16 protein-coding genes are annotated in these 22111 nt (G+C 57.1%); 13 read left to right on the top strand and 3 right to left on the bottom strand.

The window, feature by feature from the left end:
• The first annotated feature begins 11 nt into the window (after window positions 1-11).
• The 4 genes from NUW46_RS10965 to NUW46_RS10950 are packed head-to-tail and all read left to right on the top strand — an operon-like array spanning window position 12 to window position 2696.
• A complete protein-coding gene (locus NUW46_RS10965) occupies window positions 12-683 on the top strand; it encodes a MotA/TolQ/ExbB proton channel family protein (RefSeq protein ID WP_418140090.1) in 672 nt (223 codons plus the stop codon).
• Window positions 684-692: 9 nt separating this feature from the next.
• Entirely contained in the window at window positions 693-1223 is a 531-nt protein-coding gene (locus tag NUW46_RS10960) for an ExbD/TolR family protein (RefSeq protein WP_418140089.1), read from the top strand.
• Window positions 1220-1708, top strand: a complete 489-nt coding sequence (locus NUW46_RS10955; protein WP_069183509.1) for an ExbD/TolR family protein — start codon at window positions 1220-1222, stop codon at window positions 1706-1708. Before NUW46_RS10960 ends, NUW46_RS10955 begins: the two co-directional genes overlap by 4 nt.
• Window positions 1701-2696, top strand: a complete 996-nt coding sequence (locus tag NUW46_RS10950; RefSeq protein ID WP_418140088.1) for an AgmX/PglI C-terminal domain-containing protein — start codon at window positions 1701-1703, stop codon at window positions 2694-2696. Before NUW46_RS10955 ends, NUW46_RS10950 begins: the two co-directional genes overlap by 8 nt.
• A gap of 45 nt (window positions 2697-2741) precedes the next feature.
• On the opposite strand, the gene NUW46_RS10945 is transcribed toward NUW46_RS10950, so the two are convergent.
• A complete protein-coding gene (locus NUW46_RS10945; protein ID WP_069183511.1) occupies window positions 2742-3227 on the bottom strand; it encodes a MaoC/PaaZ C-terminal domain-containing protein in 486 nt (161 codons plus the stop codon).
• Window positions 3228-3427: 200 nt separating this feature from the next.
• Here NUW46_RS10945 and NUW46_RS10940 point away from each other — a divergent pair, with 200 nt between their 5' ends.
• The 3 genes from NUW46_RS10940 (at window position 3428) to NUW46_RS10930 (ending at window position 10434) form a co-directional block, all read left to right on the top strand.
• Window positions 3428-5104 carry a long-chain fatty acid--CoA ligase gene (locus NUW46_RS10940; protein ID WP_069183512.1) on the top strand — a complete coding sequence of 559 codons (1677 nt, stop codon included), beginning with the start codon at window positions 3428-3430 and terminating at the stop codon, window positions 5102-5104.
• 123 nt (window positions 5105-5227) lie between these two features.
• Complete coding sequence (hrpA, locus tag NUW46_RS10935) at window positions 5228-9163, top strand: ATP-dependent RNA helicase HrpA (RefSeq protein ID WP_418140087.1); 3936 nt, start codon at window positions 5228-5230, stop codon at window positions 9161-9163.
• A gap of 149 nt (window positions 9164-9312) precedes the next feature.
• On the top strand, window positions 9313-10434 hold the full coding sequence (locus tag NUW46_RS10930) for a beta-ketoacyl-ACP synthase III (protein WP_349343094.1): 1122 nt from the start codon (window positions 9313-9315) through the stop codon (window positions 10432-10434).
• A 12-nt stretch (window positions 10435-10446) separates the two neighbouring features.
• On the opposite strand, the gene NUW46_RS10925 is transcribed toward NUW46_RS10930, so the two are convergent.
• A complete protein-coding gene (locus tag NUW46_RS10925; RefSeq protein WP_136629432.1) occupies window positions 10447-10854 on the bottom strand; it encodes an acyl-CoA thioesterase in 408 nt (135 codons plus the stop codon).
• 90 nt (window positions 10855-10944) lie between these two features.
• Here NUW46_RS10925 and NUW46_RS10920 point away from each other — a divergent pair, with 90 nt between their 5' ends.
• The 5 genes from NUW46_RS10920 to dinG are packed head-to-tail and all read left to right on the top strand — an operon-like array spanning window position 10945 to window position 17872.
• Complete coding sequence (locus tag NUW46_RS10920) at window positions 10945-11733, top strand: VacJ family lipoprotein (protein WP_418142025.1); 789 nt, start codon at window positions 10945-10947, stop codon at window positions 11731-11733.
• Between the two features lie 29 nt (window positions 11734-11762).
• On the top strand, window positions 11763-13250 hold the full coding sequence (locus NUW46_RS10915) for a DUF3336 domain-containing protein (RefSeq protein WP_349343095.1): 1488 nt from the start codon (window positions 11763-11765) through the stop codon (window positions 13248-13250).
• 1 nt (window position 13251) lies between these two features.
• On the top strand, window positions 13252-14937 hold the full coding sequence (locus NUW46_RS10910) for an ExeA family protein (RefSeq protein ID WP_418140086.1): 1686 nt from the start codon (window positions 13252-13254) through the stop codon (window positions 14935-14937).
• Between the two features lie 2 nt (window positions 14938-14939).
• Window positions 14940-15668 (top strand): general secretion pathway protein GspB, encoded by a 729-nt coding sequence (locus NUW46_RS10905; protein ID WP_418140085.1) that lies wholly within the window; start codon window positions 14940-14942, stop codon window positions 15666-15668.
• Window positions 15668-17872: an ATP-dependent DNA helicase DinG gene (gene dinG, locus NUW46_RS10900; protein ID WP_418140084.1), complete on the top strand. Its 2205-nt coding sequence runs from the start codon at window positions 15668-15670 to the stop codon at window positions 17870-17872. The genes NUW46_RS10905 and dinG overlap by 1 nt, the downstream gene beginning before the upstream one ends.
• 270 nt (window positions 17873-18142) lie before the next feature.
• On the opposite strand, the gene NUW46_RS10895 is transcribed toward dinG, so the two are convergent.
• A complete protein-coding gene (locus NUW46_RS10895) occupies window positions 18143-20875 on the bottom strand; it encodes a LuxR C-terminal-related transcriptional regulator (RefSeq protein WP_418140083.1) in 2733 nt (910 codons plus the stop codon).
• Between the two features lie 248 nt (window positions 20876-21123).
• On the opposite strand from NUW46_RS10895, the gene cysB reads away from it, so the two are divergent.
• On the top strand, window positions 21124-22101 hold the full coding sequence (cysB, locus tag NUW46_RS10890; RefSeq protein ID WP_153637392.1) for an HTH-type transcriptional regulator CysB: 978 nt from the start codon (window positions 21124-21126) through the stop codon (window positions 22099-22101).
• Window positions 22102-22111 lie beyond the last annotated feature (10 nt).

Genomic DNA, 22111 nt, shown 5'->3' with positions numbered 1-22111 from the left:
GGAGAATAATCATGCTGGACACCATCGTACGTTTTTTCCAGGAAGGCGGGCCTTTCATGTACCCCATTGCCATCGTACTGGCGTTGGGGCTGGCCATCACTCTGGAACGGTTCTTCTATCTCTCGGCGGTGAGACGGCGCAACCGGATTGCCTTCGAGCAAGGCATCCTGCCGCTACTCAGGAAGCGGGATTATCAGAGGGCCATGAAAGCGGCCACTAATTCCGATAGTGCGATTGCCTCGATCATGGGGGCCGGGATCGGCCGGTTGCTTAGCAACAGCCGGCGAGAGGATGTTGAATACGCCATGGAAGAAGGCTTGATGGAAGTACTGCCGCGCCTGGAGAAACGCACCCAATACCTGGCGACCCTGGCCAATATCGCCACTCTGTTAGGCCTGCTGGGAACCATTATTGGTCTTATTGCGGCTTTTACCGCAGTGGCGGCGGCAGACCCTTCCCAGAAAGCCAGCTTGCTGTCCGAGAGTATTTCAGTGGCCATGAATACCACAGCCTTCGGTCTGATGTCGGCTATCCCTCTGCTCATGTTCCATGCAGTACTGCAAACACGGACCAATGAGATTGTGGACAGTTTCGAGATGGCCGGCGTGAAGTTGCTGAACATAGTCTCTGATTCTGGCTCGACCCCTGTTGCGGGCAGTGCCGCCCGGCCATCCGCTGCCTGAGTCGATGCCATGAGACGCCGTCACCGCAGGTTAAGTACATCGCCGGAACTGGATATCACCGCCTTTCTCAATCTCATGATTGTGTTGGTTCCGGTTTTGTTGCTTGGCATGGTGTTCAGCCAGGTCCGGATGATCGAGCTGAATTTTCCGGGTATGGAAGCAGGGCAGACACCGGAGCCAGAGGAGTTACGGCTTGTTGTTACCCTTATTCCGGAAGGTATCGAGATCGCAGATAGCAGTCGAGGTCTGATCCGGGTGCTTCCCGTGGATCAGCAGGGGCAGGATTTCGAGGGTCTCCGAGCGGTTCTCCGCCAGATCAAGAATCGGGTGCCGGATAAAACCGACGTGGTGCTCGAGGTAGGACCGGACATCGATTACCAGACACTGGTTACAGCAATGGATACCGTTCGCTCGTATCCCGCCGTGGTTGCTGCCAGCGTGGTGGAGGGGGAGCTGTTTCCTGATGTCTCGCTGATGGATGCGCCTGAAGGCAGACAACTTGCGGCAAACGCCAGTGCCCAAGCAGGAGGGGGGGCATGAAAACGTCCCGCAAGGCGAAAAGAATTCATCGGCATTACGGCCGGATGCACAAGCCCGGTGGTCTGAACCTGGTATCGCTGATGGACATCTTCACCATCCTGGTTTTTTTCCTGATGGTGAATTCCTCGGATGTGAAAGTGATGCAGAACACCGCAGATGTGCCATTGCCCAAGTCCACGGCCCAACAGGAGGCTGTTGAGAGCCTGACAGTTCAGGTAACGGGCAATGCCATTCTGGTTCAGGGCAGCGAAGTGGCAAGACTGGAGGGTATCGAGACCGGTGACACCTATATCTCCGGCCTTTCGGAAGAGCTTTCCTGGCGCCGTAATCGCTGGTCCGAAATCCCGGAGGAGGGGCTTGAGGTGACCATTATGGCTGGGCGGGATACCGATTATCGGCTGCTTCGCAAGGTCATGCAGACCTGTGTGGATGAACAATATCGGCGGGTGCGTCTGGCCGTGGAAGGGGAGGTCCGCAATGGCTGATAACGCACATTCCCCGTTGGCCGGTTCGGGGTTGCCATGGAGCAGTGACCTCGGCGAACGTCGAAGATTCGCGGTTATTATGATGTTGGTGCTGGCGCTGTTTCTGCCGCCGGCGTTGCTGGTCCCGATGCTGGAAGTGCCGGAGATTGAACGCAGCGAGGCCGAGAAGGTTCCGCCCCGGCTGGCGCGCCTGGTGGAAAAGCCGAAACCGGTCGTGCCACCGGAGCCGGTCCAGCCGGAACCTGAGCCCGAGCCCGAACCGGAAGTGGTGAAGGAGAAACCAAAGCAGCCGGAACCGGAGGTCGCCAGGGTTGAGCCAGATCCTGTGCCTGCCCCGAAACCAGAAACCAAGCCTAAGGCCGTATCTGAGCCGGAGCCGAAACAGACCGCCCAGCAGGCCCGGGAGAAAGCATCCCGGTCCGGCCTGCTTGCCATGAGAGACAAACTGGCTTCACTGAGGTCGCCCGAACAGGCACCAGCGAGGGAGTTTGCGGTCAATACACAGACGGACGCCGTCGAACGAAACAGAACAACGACGGACTCGGAGCAGGTTCTGGCTGGCAGTGGTGGTGTTGCCGACGCCACCGCCCCGGAGACAAGCGTCGCTGTGGCCGAACATGAAGTAAAAACAGTGGAAGCGCCTGTGGAGGAATCCCGGGAAGTGGCTGCCAAGCCCGTAAAGGCCGAGCCATCGGTCGGCGAACGGGCAATGAGCAATATCCGGAAGGTCTTCGATGCCCAGAAAACGGCGCTCTATTCCATGTACCAGCGGGAACTGCGGCAAGATCCGACTCTGGAAGGCAAGGTTTTGCTCGAACTGGTCATCGAGCCCGATGGCTCGGTCTCTGCCTGCGAGGTGGTCAGCTCAGAACTTGAACATCCCAAACTCGAGCAGCGGATTGCCATGCGGGTGAGGCTGTTCAATTTCGGGGCTGACAGTGTTGAAGCCCGGAAGGTCAGATTTCCGATTGACTTCCTGCCCGGGTGAACCGGCTGATCGGGCAGTCAGTGAGAACTGCCCGATGCAAGAAACTCAGTTTTCGATGGTAATTTTGGGCAACCGGGGCTTGTGCAGAGAAACCTTCTCCGATGGCGCAATCACCTTCGCTTCTCCTATGACCACCTGCTGATCGTTCTGGTTGCGAACATCGCACTCGACCACGACCCGGCCTTTCGGTTCTTTCCGAAGGACTTTCAGCTTTACGGTGAGTGTGTCATCCAGTTTCACGGGGCGCTTGAAGGACAGGCTCTGATCGAGGTAGATGGTGCCGGGGCCAGGCATCACCGTTGCCAACGCCGCCGAGATTAGGGAGCCGCTCCACATGCCATGGGCAATCCGTTCTTTGAACATGGAGCCGGCTGCAAATTCGGCGTCCAGGTGTACCGGGTTTACATCACCGGAGACCGCTGCAAACAGCACCAGTTCATCCTCGGTGAGGGTGCGCGTGAAGGTGGCGGTGTCGCCCTCATTCAGCTCGTCGTAGGTGATATTCTCCAGAGTATCAAGGGTATCGCTCATCGCGTGCTCCGTGCTGTTGGCATTAAAGTACAGGTGTTCTGGTCGGTGTTCGGGTCAGAGTCTCGAAAACTACCTCATCGGTTACAAAACTGCTATTCTCTCCCCACTTTTTTGAGCCTGATACTTTTGTAGGGTTGATTTTTTAAACAACTTGACATCGGTAAATCATTACAATCAAAAGCGCCAAACAGGAGATGGTGATGGATTTTGAGCAGTTCTATCAGGATAAATACCCCGCCGGCGTGCCCCGCGAGGTGGACCTGAACAAGTACAAAAGCATGGTGGATGTGTTCGAGCAGTCGGTCAAAAAATTTGCTGACCGTCCCGCATTCAGTGCTGTTGGCGCAACGCTCACTTACCGTGACCTCGACACCCAGAGCCGTAACTTCGCGGCCTGGCTCCAGAACAAAACAGATCTGAAACCTGGCGACCGTATTGCTGTGCAGATGCCGAACGTCAGCCAGTATCCGGTGGTTGTATTTGGTGCCATGCGAGCTGGCCTGATTGTGGTGAATACCAACCCGCTGTACACCACGCGGGAAATGGAACATCAGTTCAATGATTCCGGTGCCAAGGCTCTGGTGGTTCTGGCCAACATGGCCGAGAACGCCGAGAAGGTGTTGCCGCACACTGGCATCGAACATGTCATTGTGACTGAAATAGCGGACATGCACTCCCCGATCAAGCGCACCCTGATGAATGCGGTGATCAAGCATGTCAAAAAGATGGTTCCGCCTTTCAATCTGCCCCAGGCGCACAAACTGCCGGCAGTACTGAGTGCCGGCGCCCGAGAGAAATTTACTCCGGTTGAGTGCAAGCAGGACGACATTGCCGTGCTCCAGTACACCGGTGGCACTACCGGTGTGGCGAAAGGCGCGATGCTGACCCACGGTAACCTGGTTGCGAACCTGCTGCAGACCCGTCCGATGATGGAAGACATGGTGGTTGAGGGGCAGGAAGTGGTGATTGCCCCCCTGCCGCTCTATCACATTTATTCCTTTACCCTGAACTGCGGCATCATGCTTGAGGCGGGTGCTCACAACGTCTTGATTCCAAATCCGCGGGATATCCCGGGCTTTGTGAAAGAGTTGAAGAACCACAAATTCTCCGCGTTCCTTGGCCTGAATACACTGTTCGTTGCGCTTTGCAACAATGAAGAGTTCCAGGACCTGGATTTCAGCAGCCTGAAACTGACCTCATCGGGCGGCATGGCGCTGACCAGCGACACCGCAAAAATGTGGGAGCGGGTAACCGGCTGTGAGATTTGCGAAGGCTTCGGCATGACCGAAACGTCGCCAGTGGTGACCTTCAATCCGCACAGCGCTATTCAGATCGGTACCATTGGGCTTCCGATTCCTTCCACGCAGGTTAAAACCATTGATGAAGAGGGCAATGAGACGCCCCTGGGGGAGCCCGGCGAATTGTGTGTCAAAGGCCCACAGGTCATGCGCGGTTACTGGCAGCGTCCGGAAGATACCCAGAAGTCCTTCACCGACGATGGCTACCTGCGTACTGGCGACATTGCGCTGATCCAGGAAGACGGTTACATCCGCATTGTGGATCGCAAGAAAGACATGATCATCGTCTCGGGCTTCAACGTGTTCCCGAACGAGATTGAAGATGTGGTGAGCAGCCATCCCAAGGTGGTCGAGTGTGCGGCTGTTGGCGTACCTGATGCCAAGAGCGGCGAGGCGGTCAAGGTTTACCTGGTGCCTACGGCTGAGGGCGTGACAGAAAATGAACTCAAGGAGTTCTGTCGCGAGCGGCTCACCGCCTACAAAGTGCCCAAGCAGTTCGAGTTCCGGGACGAACTGCCCAAGACCAATGTAGGCAAGATCCTTCGCCGTGAGCTGCGTGACGAGGCGAACAACAAGTAAGCCTTTCCAGCAGTTGATCAAGGAGAACCCTGCTTCGGCGGGGTTTTTCCGTTTTTAAGATACCGACTTTCCCGATAGACTGTCGCCCAATCGAATCCGAGTGAGCGCTATTCCGGCAATTCAATGACAGACACCCGTTCCGATAATCCGAGCACACCGACTCCGAAACCTGATGCTGAGGCGGCCGTGAAGGCCATGATGGAGCAGCTGGACGCCTGCAACCAGCAGGAGGGCGCCCGCATCGTTAAAACGGTTGCCCGCACCAAAGGGAAGCCTGACCAGAAAGACCTGGAAAAAATGGCGAAATGGCTCGAGCGTGGGCTGGAAAAGGTGCAGCAGCGACACGCATTGCACAAGCCGGCCAGTTTTCCGGAGGGCTTGCCGGTTTCCGAACGGGTCGACGACATTCGTGAGGCCATCGAAAATAACCAGGTGGTGATCATTGCCGGGGAAACCGGCTCCGGTAAAACCACGCAGATTCCGAAAATCTGCATGAACAGCGGGCGGGGGATCCGGGGGCTGATCGGTCATACCCAGCCCCGACGCATCGCGGCGCGGAGCGTGGCAGCGCGAATTGCCGAGGAAATCGGTGAGCAGACCGGCCAGCAGATCGGGTATCAGGTTCGCTTCACCGACAACACCTCCGAGCAGTCCCGGGTAAAGGTGATGACCGACGGGATCCTGCTGGCGGAGGTTCAGCACGACCGGTTTCTGGATCGCTACGATACGATCATCATCGACGAAGCCCACGAGCGCAGTCTAAACATCGACTTTCTGCTCGGTTATCTGCGTCAGCTCCTGCCCAAGCGCCCGGATCTGAAGGTGATCATTACCTCGGCGACCATCGAAGTCGAACGGTTCAGCGAATTTTTCGACAAGGCGCCGGTGATCGAGGTGAGCGGACGGACTTATCCCGTGGACGTGCGCTACCGACCGTTAACCGGAGATGAGGACGACCGGGATCAGGGCTGGACGGACGGCGTTCTGGGTGCCCTTGACGAGATTGAGCAGCATGAGCGCAGCCAGAAACAGCCGCCGGGGGATGTTCTGGTGTTCCTGCCCGGCGAGCGTGAGATTCGCAATCTCAGCAAGGTGTTGCGCCATGTGGATCTGCGGCATACAGAAGTGCTGCCGCTGTATTCGCGGTTGAGCAATGCTGAGCAGAACAGGGTGTTTCAGTCCCACAAGGGGCGAAGGATTGTGCTCTCCACCAACGTGGCGGAAACCTCCTTGACGGTGCCAGGCATCCGTTACGTGATCGATACCGGGGTGGCCAGGATCAGCCGCTACAGCGTGCGCTCCAAGATCCAGCGACTGCCGGTAGAACCGATTTCCCAGGCCAGCGCCAACCAGCGGGCGGGCCGTTGTGGGCGGGTCGCGCCGGGTATCTGTTTCCGGCTTTACGATGAGACGGATTTTATCAATCGCCCGGAATACACCGATCCGGAGATACTTCGAACCAACCTGGCCTCCGTCATTCTGCAAATGGCCACATCAGGTCTGGGCGAAATCCGACAGTTCCCGTTCCTTGAGGCGCCGGACAAGCGCCAGGTCAACGATGGCTACAAGCTCCTGGAAGAGTTGGGCGCGGTGGATGATAAGCGCCGCGTCACCCGGCTTGGCCGAACCATGGCCCGGCTGCCCCTTGATCCAAGACTGGCCAGGATGCTGGTCACGGCCGCAGAGCTGGGCAGTCTGGCGGAAACACTGGTGATTATTGCCGGGTTGAGTATCCAGGACCCGAGGGAGCGGCCCCAGGATAAACAACAGGCAGCGGACCAGGCCCATGCACCGTTCAATGACAAAGAATCGGATTTCGTCACTCTGCTGAACGTCTGGAACTTCTACGAAGAACAGCGTCAGGAACTGTCCCAGAATCAGCTCAAAAAGGTCTGCCAGAAAAGTTTCCTGAGCTGGATGCGAATGCGGGAATGGCGGGATATCCATCGACAACTGACTCTGATCTGTCGTGAGCAAAAGCTGACGGTGAACAAAGATGCCGCCAGTTACGAAGCCCTGCACAAGGCGATTCTGGCCGGTCTTCTGGGCCAGGTCGCAGTGAAAGTGGAGAAGAAGGAATACCTGGCAACACGAAACCGGAAAGTGCTGATCTTTCCCGGTTCCAAGGTGGCCAAAACGAGTCCGAAGTGGATCGTCGCGACCGAGATTGTGGAAACCAGCCGGGTGTTTGCCCGGGTGGTGGCTTCCATTCAGCCGGAATGGATCGAGCCCCTGGCCGGTCACATCGTCAAACACCACTATTTCGAACCGCACTGGGAGCAAAAGCGTGCCCAGGTGATGGGATACGAGAAGGTCACCCTCTACGGCCTGGACATTGTTGCCAAGCGCCGCATCCCCTACGCCAAAGTTGATCCGGCGGAATGCAGGAACCTGTTCATCCGCCGGGCGCTGGTAGAGGGTGATTACCGGTCAAAGGCGCCTTTTATCGCCCGTAATCGCGAGATGCTCGATACGGTTGAGAATCTCGAGAAGAAGACCCGGCGCCGGGACCTGCTCGTTGATGATGAGGTACTGGTGGCTTTCTATGACGAACGCCTGCCTGCAGACATTATCAGTGGTCGGCATTTCGAGACCTGGTGGAAGGGGTTGTCGGTTGAACAGTTAAAGGAACTGGAACTCACCGAAGCTGACATACTCCAGCGCCCGGTGGATGCCCAGGCCGCCGACCTGTATCCGGACTTTCTGGAATGGGAGGGTGTTCGTTATCCGCTGAGCTATGAATTCGAACCCACCAGCGAAAAAGACGGTGTCACGCTTCAGGTTCCGCTGATGGCTCTCAAACAGATTCCATCCCGTCGTCTGGAGTGGCTGGTTCCGGGACTGTTGAGGGAAAAGTGTATTGCCCTGGTGAAATCTCTGCCCAAGGCTCTGCGCCGGAACTTCGTGCCGGTACCCGATTTTGTGGATGCGGCTCTTGAGAATCTGCAACCCTCCAACGAGCCGCTGACGCTTCAGCTGGGTGAGCAGTTGCGCCGCATGACCGGTGTGCAGATTGATCCCGAGGCCTGGTCCGACTCGGAATTGCCCAAACACCTCCGAATGAACCTGCGGGTCATGGGCGACGGCGGTCGCACTATTGCTGAGAGTCGCGAGACCGCCGATCTGCAACACCAGCTTGAAGGTCAGGCTGAGCAGGCACTGGCCTCGGCAACACAGGATGATTCGCCAGCAGAACCGAGCGGCGAGTACACCGAATGGCAGTTCGGTTCACTGCCGGAAGAGGTCCAGACGGAAAAAGGTGGCATGCAGGTGACCGTTTATCCGGCCCTGGAGGATCTGGGTAAACAGGTGCGCCAGATACGCTGTCTGGATCGGCTGACCGCTGAAGATACCACCCGCAAAGCCATTGCCCGCCTGATCCTCAACCGGTTCGGCAAGACGCTTGATGATCTTGAACGCAAACTGCCTCGTTTCAAGCAGTCGGCGCTGATGTTTGCGCCGGTGGGCCAGTCAAAAGTTTTGTTGGACGACCTGCTTTTGGCGACGGCCATGCAGCATTTTCTCGCGGGCGAAATTCCAAGGACGGCAGAGGATTTCGACAAGGTGTTCGACACTCACAGGGGTGATTTCATTCCGGCTTTGGAGCAGGCAGACGAACGGCTGTATCAGGCCATGTCCGGTTACCAGAAAGTGGCGAAGCAATTAAAAGGCAAAATCAACCTGGCGCTGGCCAACAGTATGGCCGACCTGAAGTTCCAGTTGCAGAACCTTGTCTATCCCGGTTTTCTGGTGCAAACGCCGCCAGAGTGGTTGGCGGAATTTGGTCGTTATTTTGAGGCCGCTCTGATTCGCCTTGAGAAAATGCCCCGGGAAATGGGCCGTGAGCGGGAGTTTCTTCACACCATTGAGCCCCTCTGGTCCCGCTACGCGGTGAAGCGGGACGAACAACAGCGGCAGGGGATTCGAGATCCGGAGCTTGTGCTGTACCGCTGGATGCTGGAGGAGTTCCGGGTATCGTTTTTTGCACAGCAACTGGGCACAGTGATGACGGTATCGGTTAAACGCCTGGACCGGCAATGGGAGAAAACCCGAGTTTAGAGAACACCGTGTGCACCAGACTGGTGCCCGTGACTGATACCTGACGGGCAAAACCCAGAGACTGTGTTAGTATTTCCGGCAGTGGGTGAACGAATTAACCAAACGGGACGCTTGGTGTCCCGTTTTCACAATCATGACGTGGGGTTAGCGTGATTAAAGCCGTTATTAGCGGGACCGGTCTCTACACACCGCCAGCAACCATTGATAATGACGAACTGGTCGAAGCCTTTAACCAGTATGTTGAACTGTTCAACGCCGAGAATGCAGATGCCATCGCCAGCGGCGATGTGACGCCACTGCAGCCATCGTCCTCTTCTTTTATCGAGAAAGCGTCCGGCATCAAACGACGCCATGTGATCGACAAGGATGGCATTCTCGATCCCAAACGCATGAAACCCTATATCCCCGAGCGCAGCAACGAGGAACCTTCGGTGCAATGCGACATGGCAGTGACCGCCTGCCGTGAGGCCCTGGAGCAGGCGGGCAAATCGGCACAGGATGTCGATGCCGTAATCGTTGCCTGCTCCAACCTGCAGCGAGCCTATCCGGCCGTGTCCATCGAGGTTCAGGAAGCGCTTGGTATCGAGGGGTTTGCCTATGATATGAACGTTGCTTGCAGCTCAGCTACGTTCGGCCTCCAGGCGGCGGTCAACTCTGTCGAGAACGGCAGTGCCCGTTCCGTTCTGGTGGTCAGCCCGGAGATCTGTTCCGGCCACCTGAATTTCCGTGACCGTGACAGCCACTTCATCTTTGGTGACGCCTGCACGGCCATCCTCGTTGAGCGTGAAGAAGATACCCGTACGGGGCAGGGGTTCGAAATTCTGGGCACGAGCCTGAAGACCAAATTTTCGAATAACATCCGGAACAATTTCGGATTCCTGAACCGTGCAGACGATTCAGGCGTTGGCAAACCGGACAAGCTCTTCGTGCAGCAGGGCCGGAAAGTGTTCAAGGAAGTATCGCCTCTGGTTGCCGAGACCATCCAGAAGCAGCTGCAAAGCCTGTCTCTGGCCCCGGATGATCTCCGCCGCATGTGGCTGCACCAGGCCAATCTGAATATGAACCAGCTGATTGCCCGGAAGGTGCTGGGTCGGGATGCGACCGAGGAAGAGGCACCGGTCATCCTCGATGAATACGCCAACACCAGCTCCGCCGGTTCGATCATCGCCTTCCACAAACACAAGGACGATCTTGTCAGTGGTGATCTCGGGGTTATCTGTTCGTTCGGTGCCGGTTATTCCATCGGCAGCGTGGTGGTACGCCGCCGGTAGACGTTCTCTGGTTCAAGACGTTGCCAGGGCCCGGAGGGTTTCTGGCAGCGGAGCCGAGGAGCGTGTTTTACGGTCGAACCAGACGATCTTCGCATAACCTTCCGCGTAAACAGCGCCGGTATCGACATCGGTCAGTAGATGGTAGGTGTCGAGGCTGGTGTTACCTGCCTTGTCGGCGTATGTTTTCACCTCAACCGTTGCCGGGTGATTCAATTCCTTTAGAAAGGTGGCACTGGTCTTTATAATAACCGGACCGGTCGGCTCCTCGGGACCGCCCAGCTCCAGTGAGGCCAGCCAGACAATACGGGCTTCCTCAAAGAATCGGAAGTAGACTGTATTGTTGGCATGGCCGTATGCATCCATGTCTCCCCAGCGAAGGGGCATGGTAATCGTGTTTACAAGATTTCCCGGTACTGACATCGGTTTCTCCGGAACAACGGTTTAATAATAAAAAAGTAGCGCCGGTATTTTCGACGAATTGAAACGAATTAAACAACCCAAGAGCAGATGATGAAACACTTTTTTATCCGGCGCCGGCTTGTTACGTTTTGCCTGTTGTTGTCCCTGGCTACCGTTGTGCCATCGGGTCAGGCGATAGCCCAGAATATGCAGGAACCGCCTCCCGAAGGTTCGGTACCGGTTGATCCCAAAGACCCGTGGGAAAACTGGAACCGCAAGGTGTATACGTTCAACGAAACGATCGACCGATGGTTCCTGAAACCGGTGGCTCAGGCCTATCGGACGTTTACCCCGCAGATTGTTGACCGCGGCATTACCAATTTCTTTAATAACCTGACTGAACTCAGGAACTTCACCAACAGCGTGTTGCAGCTGAAAGGGGAGTCGGCCGTCGTAGCTGTGGGTCGATTTACCTACAACACTACCTTCGGTCTGGGTGGCCTGATTGATGTGGCAACCGCCTTTGACCTGCCTGAACGGCCCGAGGACTTTGGCCAGACTTTGGGCTACTGGGGTGTCGGTTCGGGGCCATACCTTATGCTGCCGTTTCTCCGGCCTTCCACGCCAAGGCACCTGACCGGGTTTGCAACTGACGGCTTTGCGTTGCCATCCGCTTGGGATACTGTGGACAGTCCGGAAGTTTATTACGCCCGCGCCCTCCAGATTGTTGATAAACGCGCGGATTTGATTCCTGCGGAGAGCTTCATCTCTGGCGACAGTTACGTGTTTGTTCGAAATGCCTTCCTGCAGCGTCGGGAATTCCTGATCAATGACGGGAAGGTGGTCAACGATCCGTTTGCCAGCGGTGATGATGAGGACCTGATGCTCGAGGATTTCTGAGCGTCATCCGGATTGATAGGAGGTCAGCGGTGCTGAAGGATCCAAGAATAGCCAAATTCCGGAAGATGCTGGCCGAGGCGCCGAATTATGAAGTCTGGAAGGCAGCAGCGTTGGAGCTGGACTTTCTGGAAGGTAACGCCGAGTGGAAAGAGGATTTCGCTTCCGATCTCTATCACTACGAATTGATTTATGACCGCCTTAGCAACCTGAAACAGTATCGCCAACAGAATGATGTCGAACGCCTGAAGCGGGCCCTGAGGGAGGGACTGCACCACGATCTCGGGAACATGGGCAACCCGGCACTTTACACGCGATCCCGCGTTGGTACCAAACACCTGATCGAAGAATACATTACCCAGGTGTGTGAAGCCCTGGATTACCTCTGTGATCAATCCGTCCCCGGTTTTCCCGTTGCCGACAAGCTGCAGTTCTTTCGCGATACCCTGACAAGCTATGGTCGGCCGGCGCTCTTGCTCAGTGGTGGCGCTACCCTTGGTGTTTTCCATTTCGGAGTCATCAAGGCCCTCTGGGAAAAAGGGCTTCTGCCGCAGGTTATCGCCGGCTCAAGTATCGGCGCCATTATTGCGGGCATTCTCGGTGTTCATACTGACGCGGAAATCCCCGAAATGCTGGTGCCGGAAAACCATAACCTGAAAGCCTGGAAATGGCGGGGCCTGCTCAGTGCCGTTCGCGGAGACGGGCTGATGGATCAGGAAGAGCTTCGCAACTGTCTGCGGGGCAATATTGGCGAATACACCTTTGAGGAGGCATACCAGCGTACTGGCCGTTCGATCAACGTGAGTGTTTCTCCGGTACAGGCTCACCAGAAGGCTCGCCTGCTGTGCGGATATACGTCGCCTTACCTGATGGTCTGGAGTGCGGTACTGGCGAGCGCCGCGGTTCCGGGTATTTTCCCGCCGGTTACCCTGATGAAAAAGGACATCCAGGGCAACACGCTGCCCTATATGCCACGCCTGAAGTTTGTGGATGGCTCCGTGGTGAGCGATCTGCCCATTGAGCGCTTGATGCACCTGTACGATGTGAACTACACCATCGTTAGCCAGACCAACCCCCATGTGGTGCCCTTCCTGAGCCAGCGCGGTCGTGATGAAAAGCTGTCTTTTGGCAACCTGCCGATGCATTTGATGAAGTCCGAAATTCAGTTCCACGGCCAGGGGGTGTTCGATTACCTCCGTAAACGCCTGCGGCCGGAACTTCTGAGGCAGATGTCGGGCCAGTTGTACACCATTATGGCCCAGCGCTATTCCGGGGACGTCACTATCGCACCCTCGTACTCGTTCAAGGACTACAGCAGGATGCTGGCGAACCCTGATCCGGCCTACGTGCGTCAGATGATTCTGGCGGGCGAACGCGCCACCTGGCCCAAGATCTCCATGATCCGCTCCCATGCCCGCATCTCCAAAACCCTGGAGCGGTGTGTGCGAAGGCTTAAACAACAGAACCGGCGCACCGCCGAACTCAGACTGATCAGTAACGCGGATTCCGGTACGTCCTGATATGTATTACGATTTTTTCGGCTTTCGCGAACCGCCGTTTTCCATTGCCCCGGACCCTCGTTACCTGTACCTGAGCGATCGCCACAAGGAGGCGCTGGCGCACCTGATGTATGGGGTCCAGGGGCAGGGTGGTTTTATCGTGATCACCGGTGAAGTGGGGACCGGAAAAACCACCGTTTCCCGATGTTTTATCGAAAATGTACCGGATAACGTTGATATCGCGCTGATCCTGAATCCGAGACTCTCTGCCCGGGAGCTGTTGTCCTCCATCTGTGACGAGCTGGAAATCCCCCATGAGATCAGTGCCACCATCAAGGAACTGGTGGACCTGATAAACCAGGACCTGCTCAAGGCTCATGCGGCTGGGCGCCACAAAGTGCTGATGATTGACGAAGCTCAGAACCTGTCGGCCGAGGTACTGGAACAGCTACGGCTTCTGACCAACCTGGAGACGGCCGAGAAGAAACTGCTTCAGATTGTCCTGCTTGGCCAGCCCGAGCTTCAGGAAATGTTGGCGCTGCCGGAGTTGCGACAGTTGAACCAGCGGGTAACCGCACGCTACCACCTCGACGCCATCGGGCGGGACGAGTTGCCAGCGTATCTTCGCTACCGACTCAGCGTGGCCGGCATGCGCGGCGACATATTTTCTCAGCGTGCGATGACTCGTCTCTTTCGGGAGAGTCAGGGCATTCCTCGCCTGATCAATCTGATCAGCGACCGGGCTCTATTGGGCGCTTACGCGGAAGGTGAACATGAAATCACGGCTGATCATATCCGCCACGCAGCAAAGGAAGTGCGTGGCGCTTCCATTGGTCCCGTACCTTCACGATCACGCCGATCCGCTGACAGAACACAGTACCTGATCGTTGCCGCGTCAATACTGGTGGCCATTATCGGAACCGCCTGGTTGTTCGAGCGGTGGTCTCCCGACAGTGCAGTCTCATCAGGTCTGTCGTCGCCAGAGCCGCTGAAAGGGGCAGTTGAGAGGGTGGAGGAGCAATCCGGACAAGTTGAGGAAGCGCCATTACCGGCGACAGAAGAGCCGACTCGGCCTCCTGAGCTGGCCGTACCGGATCAGCTTCTGGATTCCGTTTCGGCGTTCCAGGTGCTTTTCGGGATCTGGGGAAGGGACTACCAGCCATCGGAAGCGCCCGTGGCCTGCGAATGGGCCCGAGAAAGCGGGCTGGGGTGTCTTGATCGACAGGGCAGCCGCCGAAGCCTGGAATTTCTCGACCGCCCGGCCATGCTTCAGCTTCAGGATGAGGCCGGCAACACCGGTTTTGTCGTGCTCCGCAGATTCGATGGCGATACGGCAGAGGTGGCCCTACCGTCTGGCAACCAGACTGTTTCCTTTGCCAGTATCGAGCGCCACTGGTTCGGTGAATATCGGGTACTCTGGCGCTTGCCCGAATACCTGACGGGAGACGGGTTCTACAGTAATGGCGGTGGTGAGCAACTCTGGATCGGTGCGCGAATGATGGACCTGGCGGATATGCACAGTGATTCCCGTGCTGAGAGCGATCGCGTCAAACGAATGGATGCGGAAGAGCAGGTTCGCTGGTATCAGGCAATTACAGGGCTCACTGTGGATGGAATTGCTGGCGCCATGACGATCATCCAGATCAACAATGATTTGGAGGCTTCCATTCCTCGCCTTAAGCCTAAGCAGTCTGAAGGTCGAGAGTAACCATGTCTTACATTCTTGACGCATTGCGAAAATCTGAAACCGAGCGGCAGCAGGGGCGCGTTCCTGACCTCGGTCAGCAGGTTCAGCTGATACATCGTCCGAAGAAAAAGCGGGTGTCGCCGGCTGTCTGGGTAGCGCTGGCACTGATGCTTAACGCGGGTGTTCTCGCCTTCCTGTTCTGGCCGGGCACGCCGCTGCCCTGGGGTTCTGCGGATCAGGCAGAGGTGCCACCCGGACAGGATATGGCGAAGAACGCCCCGGAACCGGTTCCGGCGACGCCCGATGCGGAATCGGATCCGATGTCGGAAAGCCCTGTCGCCGAGACGGGGGCAGTTCCGGAATCCGACGTCGCTGATTCAACGCCTCCGCCAATTGCCACTGAAACGCCTGAACCTGAGCGCAGGGAGCGGGCGACGGTAATCGTGCCCTCATCCGCAATATCCGAAACCAGGCTGCCGGTAGTGGAGCAGCGGCAGGCAGACCGAGTGCCTCATCTGGTAGAGTTGCCGCTTTCATTCCAGAAGAGCGTCCCGGATTTGACCTTTAACAGCCATATCTATTCGTCCTCACCCGCATCCCGCCGGGTGATGATCAACAATACATACCTTCGGGTGGGCGATACCTTCGAGGGCCTGCGAGTGGACGATATCACCGAAGAGGGCGTGGTGCTGAGTCGTGACGGGCGCCGTTTCCGGGTTGGCGTTGTGCGGGACTGGGTGAGCCCCCGCTGATGCCACTGACCGACGACATCAAACAATCCATCCAGCAAGGTTATCGCGATGTGCTCGCCGGCAAGGACATCCGGGCGCGCTATGGTCAGCGTCTGATGATTGCTGAAATTGCCAAGTACATGGGCGATATCACCGAGAACGATGGTCAGAGAACCTCACCGGCCTCGGCCTGTGTTGTGGAGGCAGGCACTGGTACCGGCAAGACCCTTGCCTACCTGATCGCTGCCATTCCGGTGGCAAAAGCCCTGGGCAAAACCCTTGTGATATCCACCGCCACCGTGGCTCTTCAGGACCAGATCGTACTCAAGGACCTTCCCGACCTGAAAAAGCACAGCAAAATGGATTTCAACTGGACGCTGGCAAAGGGGCGGGGCCGCTACCTGTGCATGTCCCGTTTGGAAGCCCGTCTGCACGATGAGGGTAATACCGACAGCGATACCATGCCCCTGTTCCTGCTGGACGGCCCCAAAAACGAAGAGCCCGGTACCCGAGCGTTTTTTGAAGAGATGCTGGCGAGCTATGGGTCCCGGGAGTGGGACGGCGACCGGGACCATTGGCCGGAGCAGATCCCGGACGATGTCTGGCGACAGGTGACCACAGATCACCGTCAATGCACCAACCGTCACTGCGCCTACTTCGACAGTTGTGCGTTTTTCGATGCCCGTAAAGACCTGGACGATGCCGATATCGTGGTAGCCAACCACGATCTGGCGCTCGCGGACCTGGCGCTCGGCGGCGGGGCAATTCTGCCCGAGCCGGAGAATGCTCTCTATATTTTCGATGAGGCTCACCACCTTCCGGACAAGGCACTCAATCACTTCGCCGCATCGCTTCCCCTGAACGCCACCCGGCAATGGCTGAAACAGCTTTCCCAGGCGCTGGTGAAAATGCAGCCATACCTCGCGGCTGGTACCCAGGCGGCGAAGTCGCTGGATCGAATCAGTTCCGCTTCGCGGGAGGTGGATCTCGTGCTGAACCGGGTCTACGAGGAAGCTGAGCAGAATACCGGGTGGGAGTTCAACGAGGAGCGCCGGACGGCCCAATGGCGTTATCCGGAAGGTGAGTTACCGGAGGCTATGGCGGAGCTGGCAGCCGAGAGCCGTATTGCAACCGCCAACATGGTCCGGCAATTGGGTGTCTTGGCGGATGAGCTTCAGGGCGCCTTCGACGAACGCAAGGAACATGAGATCGACCGGGAAACCGCGGAAGCCTGGTATCCGGTGATCGGCTCGTTTCACGCCCGGGCAGAAGACCAGCTAAGGTTGTGGACGGCCTGGTGCGAGCAGGGCAGCGCCAAACCTGCCAGTGAACCAGAAACTGACAGCGAAGCGGCTGAGGAGGCCGCGGCCAGGCCACAAACACAGAAAAGCCCGCCACCGGCCAGATGGGCAGTACGCCAGCGTTGGGATCACGCGGAGGACATTACCCTCTACAGTTCTCCCGTATTGGCGGATAACCTGTTGTACTCGAGGCTCTGGTCCCGGGCCTACGGAGCCGTTCTCACCAGTGCCACGCTGACTGCACTTGGACGGTTTGATCGTTTGAATGCCCGGGCGGGGTTGCCCCAGGGAAGCCGTTTTCTCGTTGTACCCAGCTCTTTCCGGTACGGTGAGATGGCGACGGTTGAGATTCCGGCGATGTCCGCCATGCCAACGGATGACGGCTTTGCTGATGAGCTTATAAGACGATTGCCTGACCTCTGGGCGGGAGAGAAAGCGACCCTGGTCTTATTCACCTCGCGCCGCCAGATGCAGCAGGTGCGTGACGCACTGGCCCCGGAGTATCCGGATCTCATCATCACTCAGGACGATATGGCCAAGGGTGAAGTGCTTCGCCAGCATTGCAGCCGGGTGGACGAGGGTCGACCGAGTGTTCTTTTTGGTGTGGCCAGTTTTGCTGAGGGCATAGATTTGCCCGGAAAGTACTTGCACCACGTTGTGATTACCCGTCTTCCGTTCTCTGTGCCGGACGACCCCATTGAGGCGAGCCTGGCGGAGTGGGTGACGCAACGAGGCGGTAATCCCTTTATGGAAATCACGGTACCGGATGCTTCGATCAAATTGGTCCAGGCGGTGGGGCGGTTGCTTCGAACCGAGCAGGATACCGGCAGGGTGACCATTCTGGATCGACGCATAATTACCAGGCGTTATGGGCAGCTTTTACTGGACGCTTTGCCTCCGTTCCGTCGAATGATCGAGCGCTAGGGCTTGGCCCCGGTTTATTCGGGCATAAAAAAAGAGCCAGCCCGGATGGGGTGGCTCTCGTCAAAAGGGGTTCTTTCGAACCCGGGCGTCGAAACAACGCGGAACAAGAAATCTGAAGGCCTGAAGTTTCAGAATTCCTGGTGAGGTTTCCCTCACCGTTGGAATAATCATAGGGGATTAGAGGGCGTAGTCGGATCGTCCAAAGGGCGTAGCGGGCTTAGATTGTTGGTGCAGAATGTGACGCCTGTCACATTTCTGACTGCCTCGAACTCAGGCTTCAAAAAGCCCGAGGTCCCGGGCGCGGGCCAGGGCCTCGGTCCTGCGGCCGACGCCCAGTTTGCCGTAGAGGTTCCGAATGTGGGCTTTTACGGTCGCCGGCGCGACCTTCATTTTCGAGGCGATTTCCTTGTTGGCGTGCCCCTCATGAATCAAGGCCAGCACCTCCAGCTCGCGCTGGCTGAGTGGTTCGGGTAGCGCTGTTGGTTGCTGTGCCGGCTTATCAGCCGAACGGCTGGTTGGGGTTTCTCGAGTGTCAGAATTCACCTGTCTCGATTGGCTCTGATCAACAAGCATCTTCCTGAGATTGGTGTTCCAGCTGCCAGGGCCGTTCAGCGCGGGCAGCTTCAGCAGCAAGGCGCGAAGATCCGGGCTTTCCTCGGCAAACAGTCGCATGAACCCGGCCTCAGCGGCCAGATTTAATGCCCGGGTCAGCATCTGTTGCGATTCGTCGTTCCGCTTTTGCTGTGCCAGGGCCTCGCCATAAACCAACAGTATCTCCACCAGGTGACGGTTGTGGGCATTGCGTTCAGCCGGTTTCAGCAGGGCGCTTAGTATTTCCTGGGCACGTTCTGGCTGATTCAGTGCCACCAGTACACGTGCTTCGCTGATTCGGCTTTGTTCAAGGTGAAGCGGGTTGGTAAATTCGCCGTCTGCTCTGGCATCCAGGCAGGCCCTGGCTTTTTCCGGGTGGCCGGTGGCGAGATAGCACCGCGCAAGAAGGGCCGTGCTTGCCGGTGGTTCGAATACGATCTGTTCACGGCGTTTCCGGCCTGTCTGGGAGGCATCCTCCAGTGCCTCAATTGCCTCCTGAAGCTTACCTTCGCTGAAGGCAAGATGGCCACGAACGTACTGGATGATCACATGCTGCCCCGGTTCCGTACCCCGCTCCACATGCTCCAGAAGCGGCTTCAGATGCATCGCTGCGAGCTCTGAATGGTTGCGCTCCCTGTGGATTTCACACAGGGTGCTGTTTTGCCAACAGGAAATGAGCCTTGGTTGGCTCGGGTCTGCGTAATGCTTATCCACCCATTGCCGGATGTCAGTGCAGGTTTCCAGCGCCAGATCGATATCGCCCCGGTTGTACTGAATCCAGGCCAACAGTCCGCCACTCGAGAGCACCGTGCTGGGTTTATGTTCGACCTGCCCGTATCGAACGGCTGACTGGAGTGCGTCCTCAGCTTCAGTAAGCTCACCCTTGCCATAGTAATCCAGGCCCAGTCCGTAATAGGTCACGGATTTCAACGGTATGCGGGTGTGATCTATCTCCCGGAGCACCTGGCGGGTGAGGTCGGCGGCGCTCTTGTCGTCACTCCGGGTACGGGCCAGATACGAGCGCATCAGCGAGATCTCACTCTGTAGTCCGAGAGCCCCTTCGGCATCCGGGTGTGAATCAGCTACCTGACGGTCGAGCAGATCCTCAAGGGCCGATAGCAGCGGTTCCAGAGTATCCACGCGGTTGGCAAAGAATAATCCCCAGATACGGAGCATCTGGAGTTGTGGGTTATCGTTGACGAGCGACTGTGGCAGGGCATCGAGCCAGCCCAGAACGGGCAGATGGTAGCCACCATGAATCAGGTTGTTCCCGTGTTCGGCCAGTACCCGGGCGAGCCAGGGCCAGTCCGTCTGACGGACGATCTGGGCAATGGCCTCCTGGACATGACCGTGGGCCAATAGCCACTCCACAGTGCGTTGCCAGAGGCGCGTTGCCTTTTCCGGTTCTGTATGACTGATCCTGAGCAGCAGCGCATCCCGGAACAGATCGTGATAGCGAAACCATTCGTTACGAGTATCCAGCGGAATCAGGAACAGGTTCTGACCCAGAAGTCTCTCAAGCATTTCCTGGCTGTCGCTGGACTCGCGGATTGAATCACACAGGGAAGCGCAGAGCCGGGGGCAGCAGGCGGTTTCAAGCAGGAAGTCCGCAATATCCCGGGGTTGTTGTTCCAGCACTTCGCTCAAAACATAATCGCTGATGTAGCGCTCATCCAGATTTATCTGGCTCCCTGACTTCGCAGCTTCCTTCCCGGAGAATGTCGAAGACAGGGCCGAAAGCTGCATGGCGGCCACCCAGCCCTCGGTTTTATGGTAAACGGTGTGGACATCTTCGTCTGAGATCTGAAGCCCCATGGTTTCGCGGAAGAACTGCCGACACTCGCCCGCTGAGAAGGCCAATAGGCCAGGGTGGATATCCTCAATCCAGCGGCGGACGCGCCAACGTGCGAGCGGCAGGGGCGGCTCTGTTCGGGACGCCAGGGTGACCAGGATTCCCGGCGGCAGATAGTCGATGAAGTAGGCAAACTGCCGGTGGATAGCCGGGTTTCCAACAAAGTGGAAATCGTCCAGTACGAGGCCCCACGCACTGCCGTCCTGAGCCAGGATATTGATCAAACCGGTGATGGCCTCGGTAAAGGACTCGTCAGACTGGTGGGCCAGCTGTTTACGCAACTCGGCGGCGCCGTTCAGCCCGGCCTGTTCGAAGGCGCCGATAACGTATTGCCAGAAACGCCTGGGCTCATCATCGTGCTCGTCCAGAGATAACCAGGCGGTGGGTGAGGTAACTCGTGCGCACCACTGGGCGACCAGTGTGGTCTTTCCAAACCCGGCTGGAGCAATCACCAGGTTCAGTCGTTTGGGGCCATGGGTCTCGAGAAGGTCGCTCAGGCGGTCGCGCTTGACCGCGCGAGCATCGGAGGTAGGCCTGAGAAACTTGGTGGTGAGCAGCATGGATTCCCTGGGTATATGGAGTATTGAATTGCCCCGGCTGGGCATTAGGGATTGTGTCTTTTGTAATGACCAAGTCAAGGGCTATGAAACCACGTTCACCTCGGCAAGGTTTTATCAATGGCTGCGTAAATGCATTTTTGGTCTAAACTGTGTGAAAGTAGTCACCTATATTAAAAAAGAATGAAAGCCTGTATTTTTATGCGTATTCTTCTACCAGATCCTTCGATCTCCAGGGAGCAGCAGATTCAATGAAACTACAACAGTTGCGCTATATCTGGGAAGTTGCGCATCACGATCTGAATGTGTCCGCAACCGCCCAGAGCCTCTTTACGTCGCAGCCCGGTATCTCTAAACAGATTCGCCTGCTGGAGGACGAATTGGGGTTGGAAGTGTTTGCCCGCAGCGGCAAGCATCTGACCCGAATCACGCCGGGCGGCGAAATCATTATTCGTGAGGCGGGAGAGATCCTGCGGCGGGTTGAGGGCATCAAGAAAATTGCCCAGGAATTCAGCAACCAGCGCAAGGGCGATCTGAGTATTGCCACAACCCACACTCAGGCGCGGTATGCGTTGCCACCGATCATCAGCGGTTTCATTGAGGAGTACCCTGACGTTTCCCTGCATATGCATCAGGGCACGCCCATGCAGATATCCGAGATGGCCGCTAGCGGCGCGGTCGACTTTGCGATTGCGACCGAGGGCATGGAGCTTTTCAACGATCTCATCATGATGCCTTGTTACAAATGGAACCGGAGCGTCATTGTTCCCAAGGATCACCCTTTGGCCAAATTGTCGGAACTGACGCTACCGGAGTTGGCGGAATACCCGCTGGTAACCTACGTCTTTGGTTTCACCGGTCGATCCAAGCTTGACGAGGCGTTCCAGTCCCAGGGGCTCACGCCCAAGGTTGTCTTCACGGCTGCGGATGCGGACGTTATCAAGACATATGTAAGGTTGGGCCTTGGCGTCGGAATTGTCGCCAGTATGGCATTTGACCCCAAAACCGACACGGACCTGGTCGCGCTTGATGCGCGGAAGCTTTTCCGTCCCAGTGTCACTCGGATTGGTTTCCGGAAGGGGACTTTCCTGAGGGGGTATATGTATGACTTCATTCATCGATTTGCGCCCCACCTCACCAAGGAGAAGGTGGACGAAGCTGTGTCCCACCAGGGCAGCCGGTCTGAAATCGAGGAACTGTTCAAGGATGTCGAGCTCCCCACTCACTAGAGAGTGAGCG

The sequence above is a fragment of the Marinobacter sp. MA genome (assembly GCF_048298425.1).
Lineage (GTDB): Bacteria > Pseudomonadota > Gammaproteobacteria > Pseudomonadales > Oleiphilaceae > Marinobacter > Marinobacter salsuginis.
This window is presented reverse-complemented; position numbering and strand designations above follow the sequence as displayed.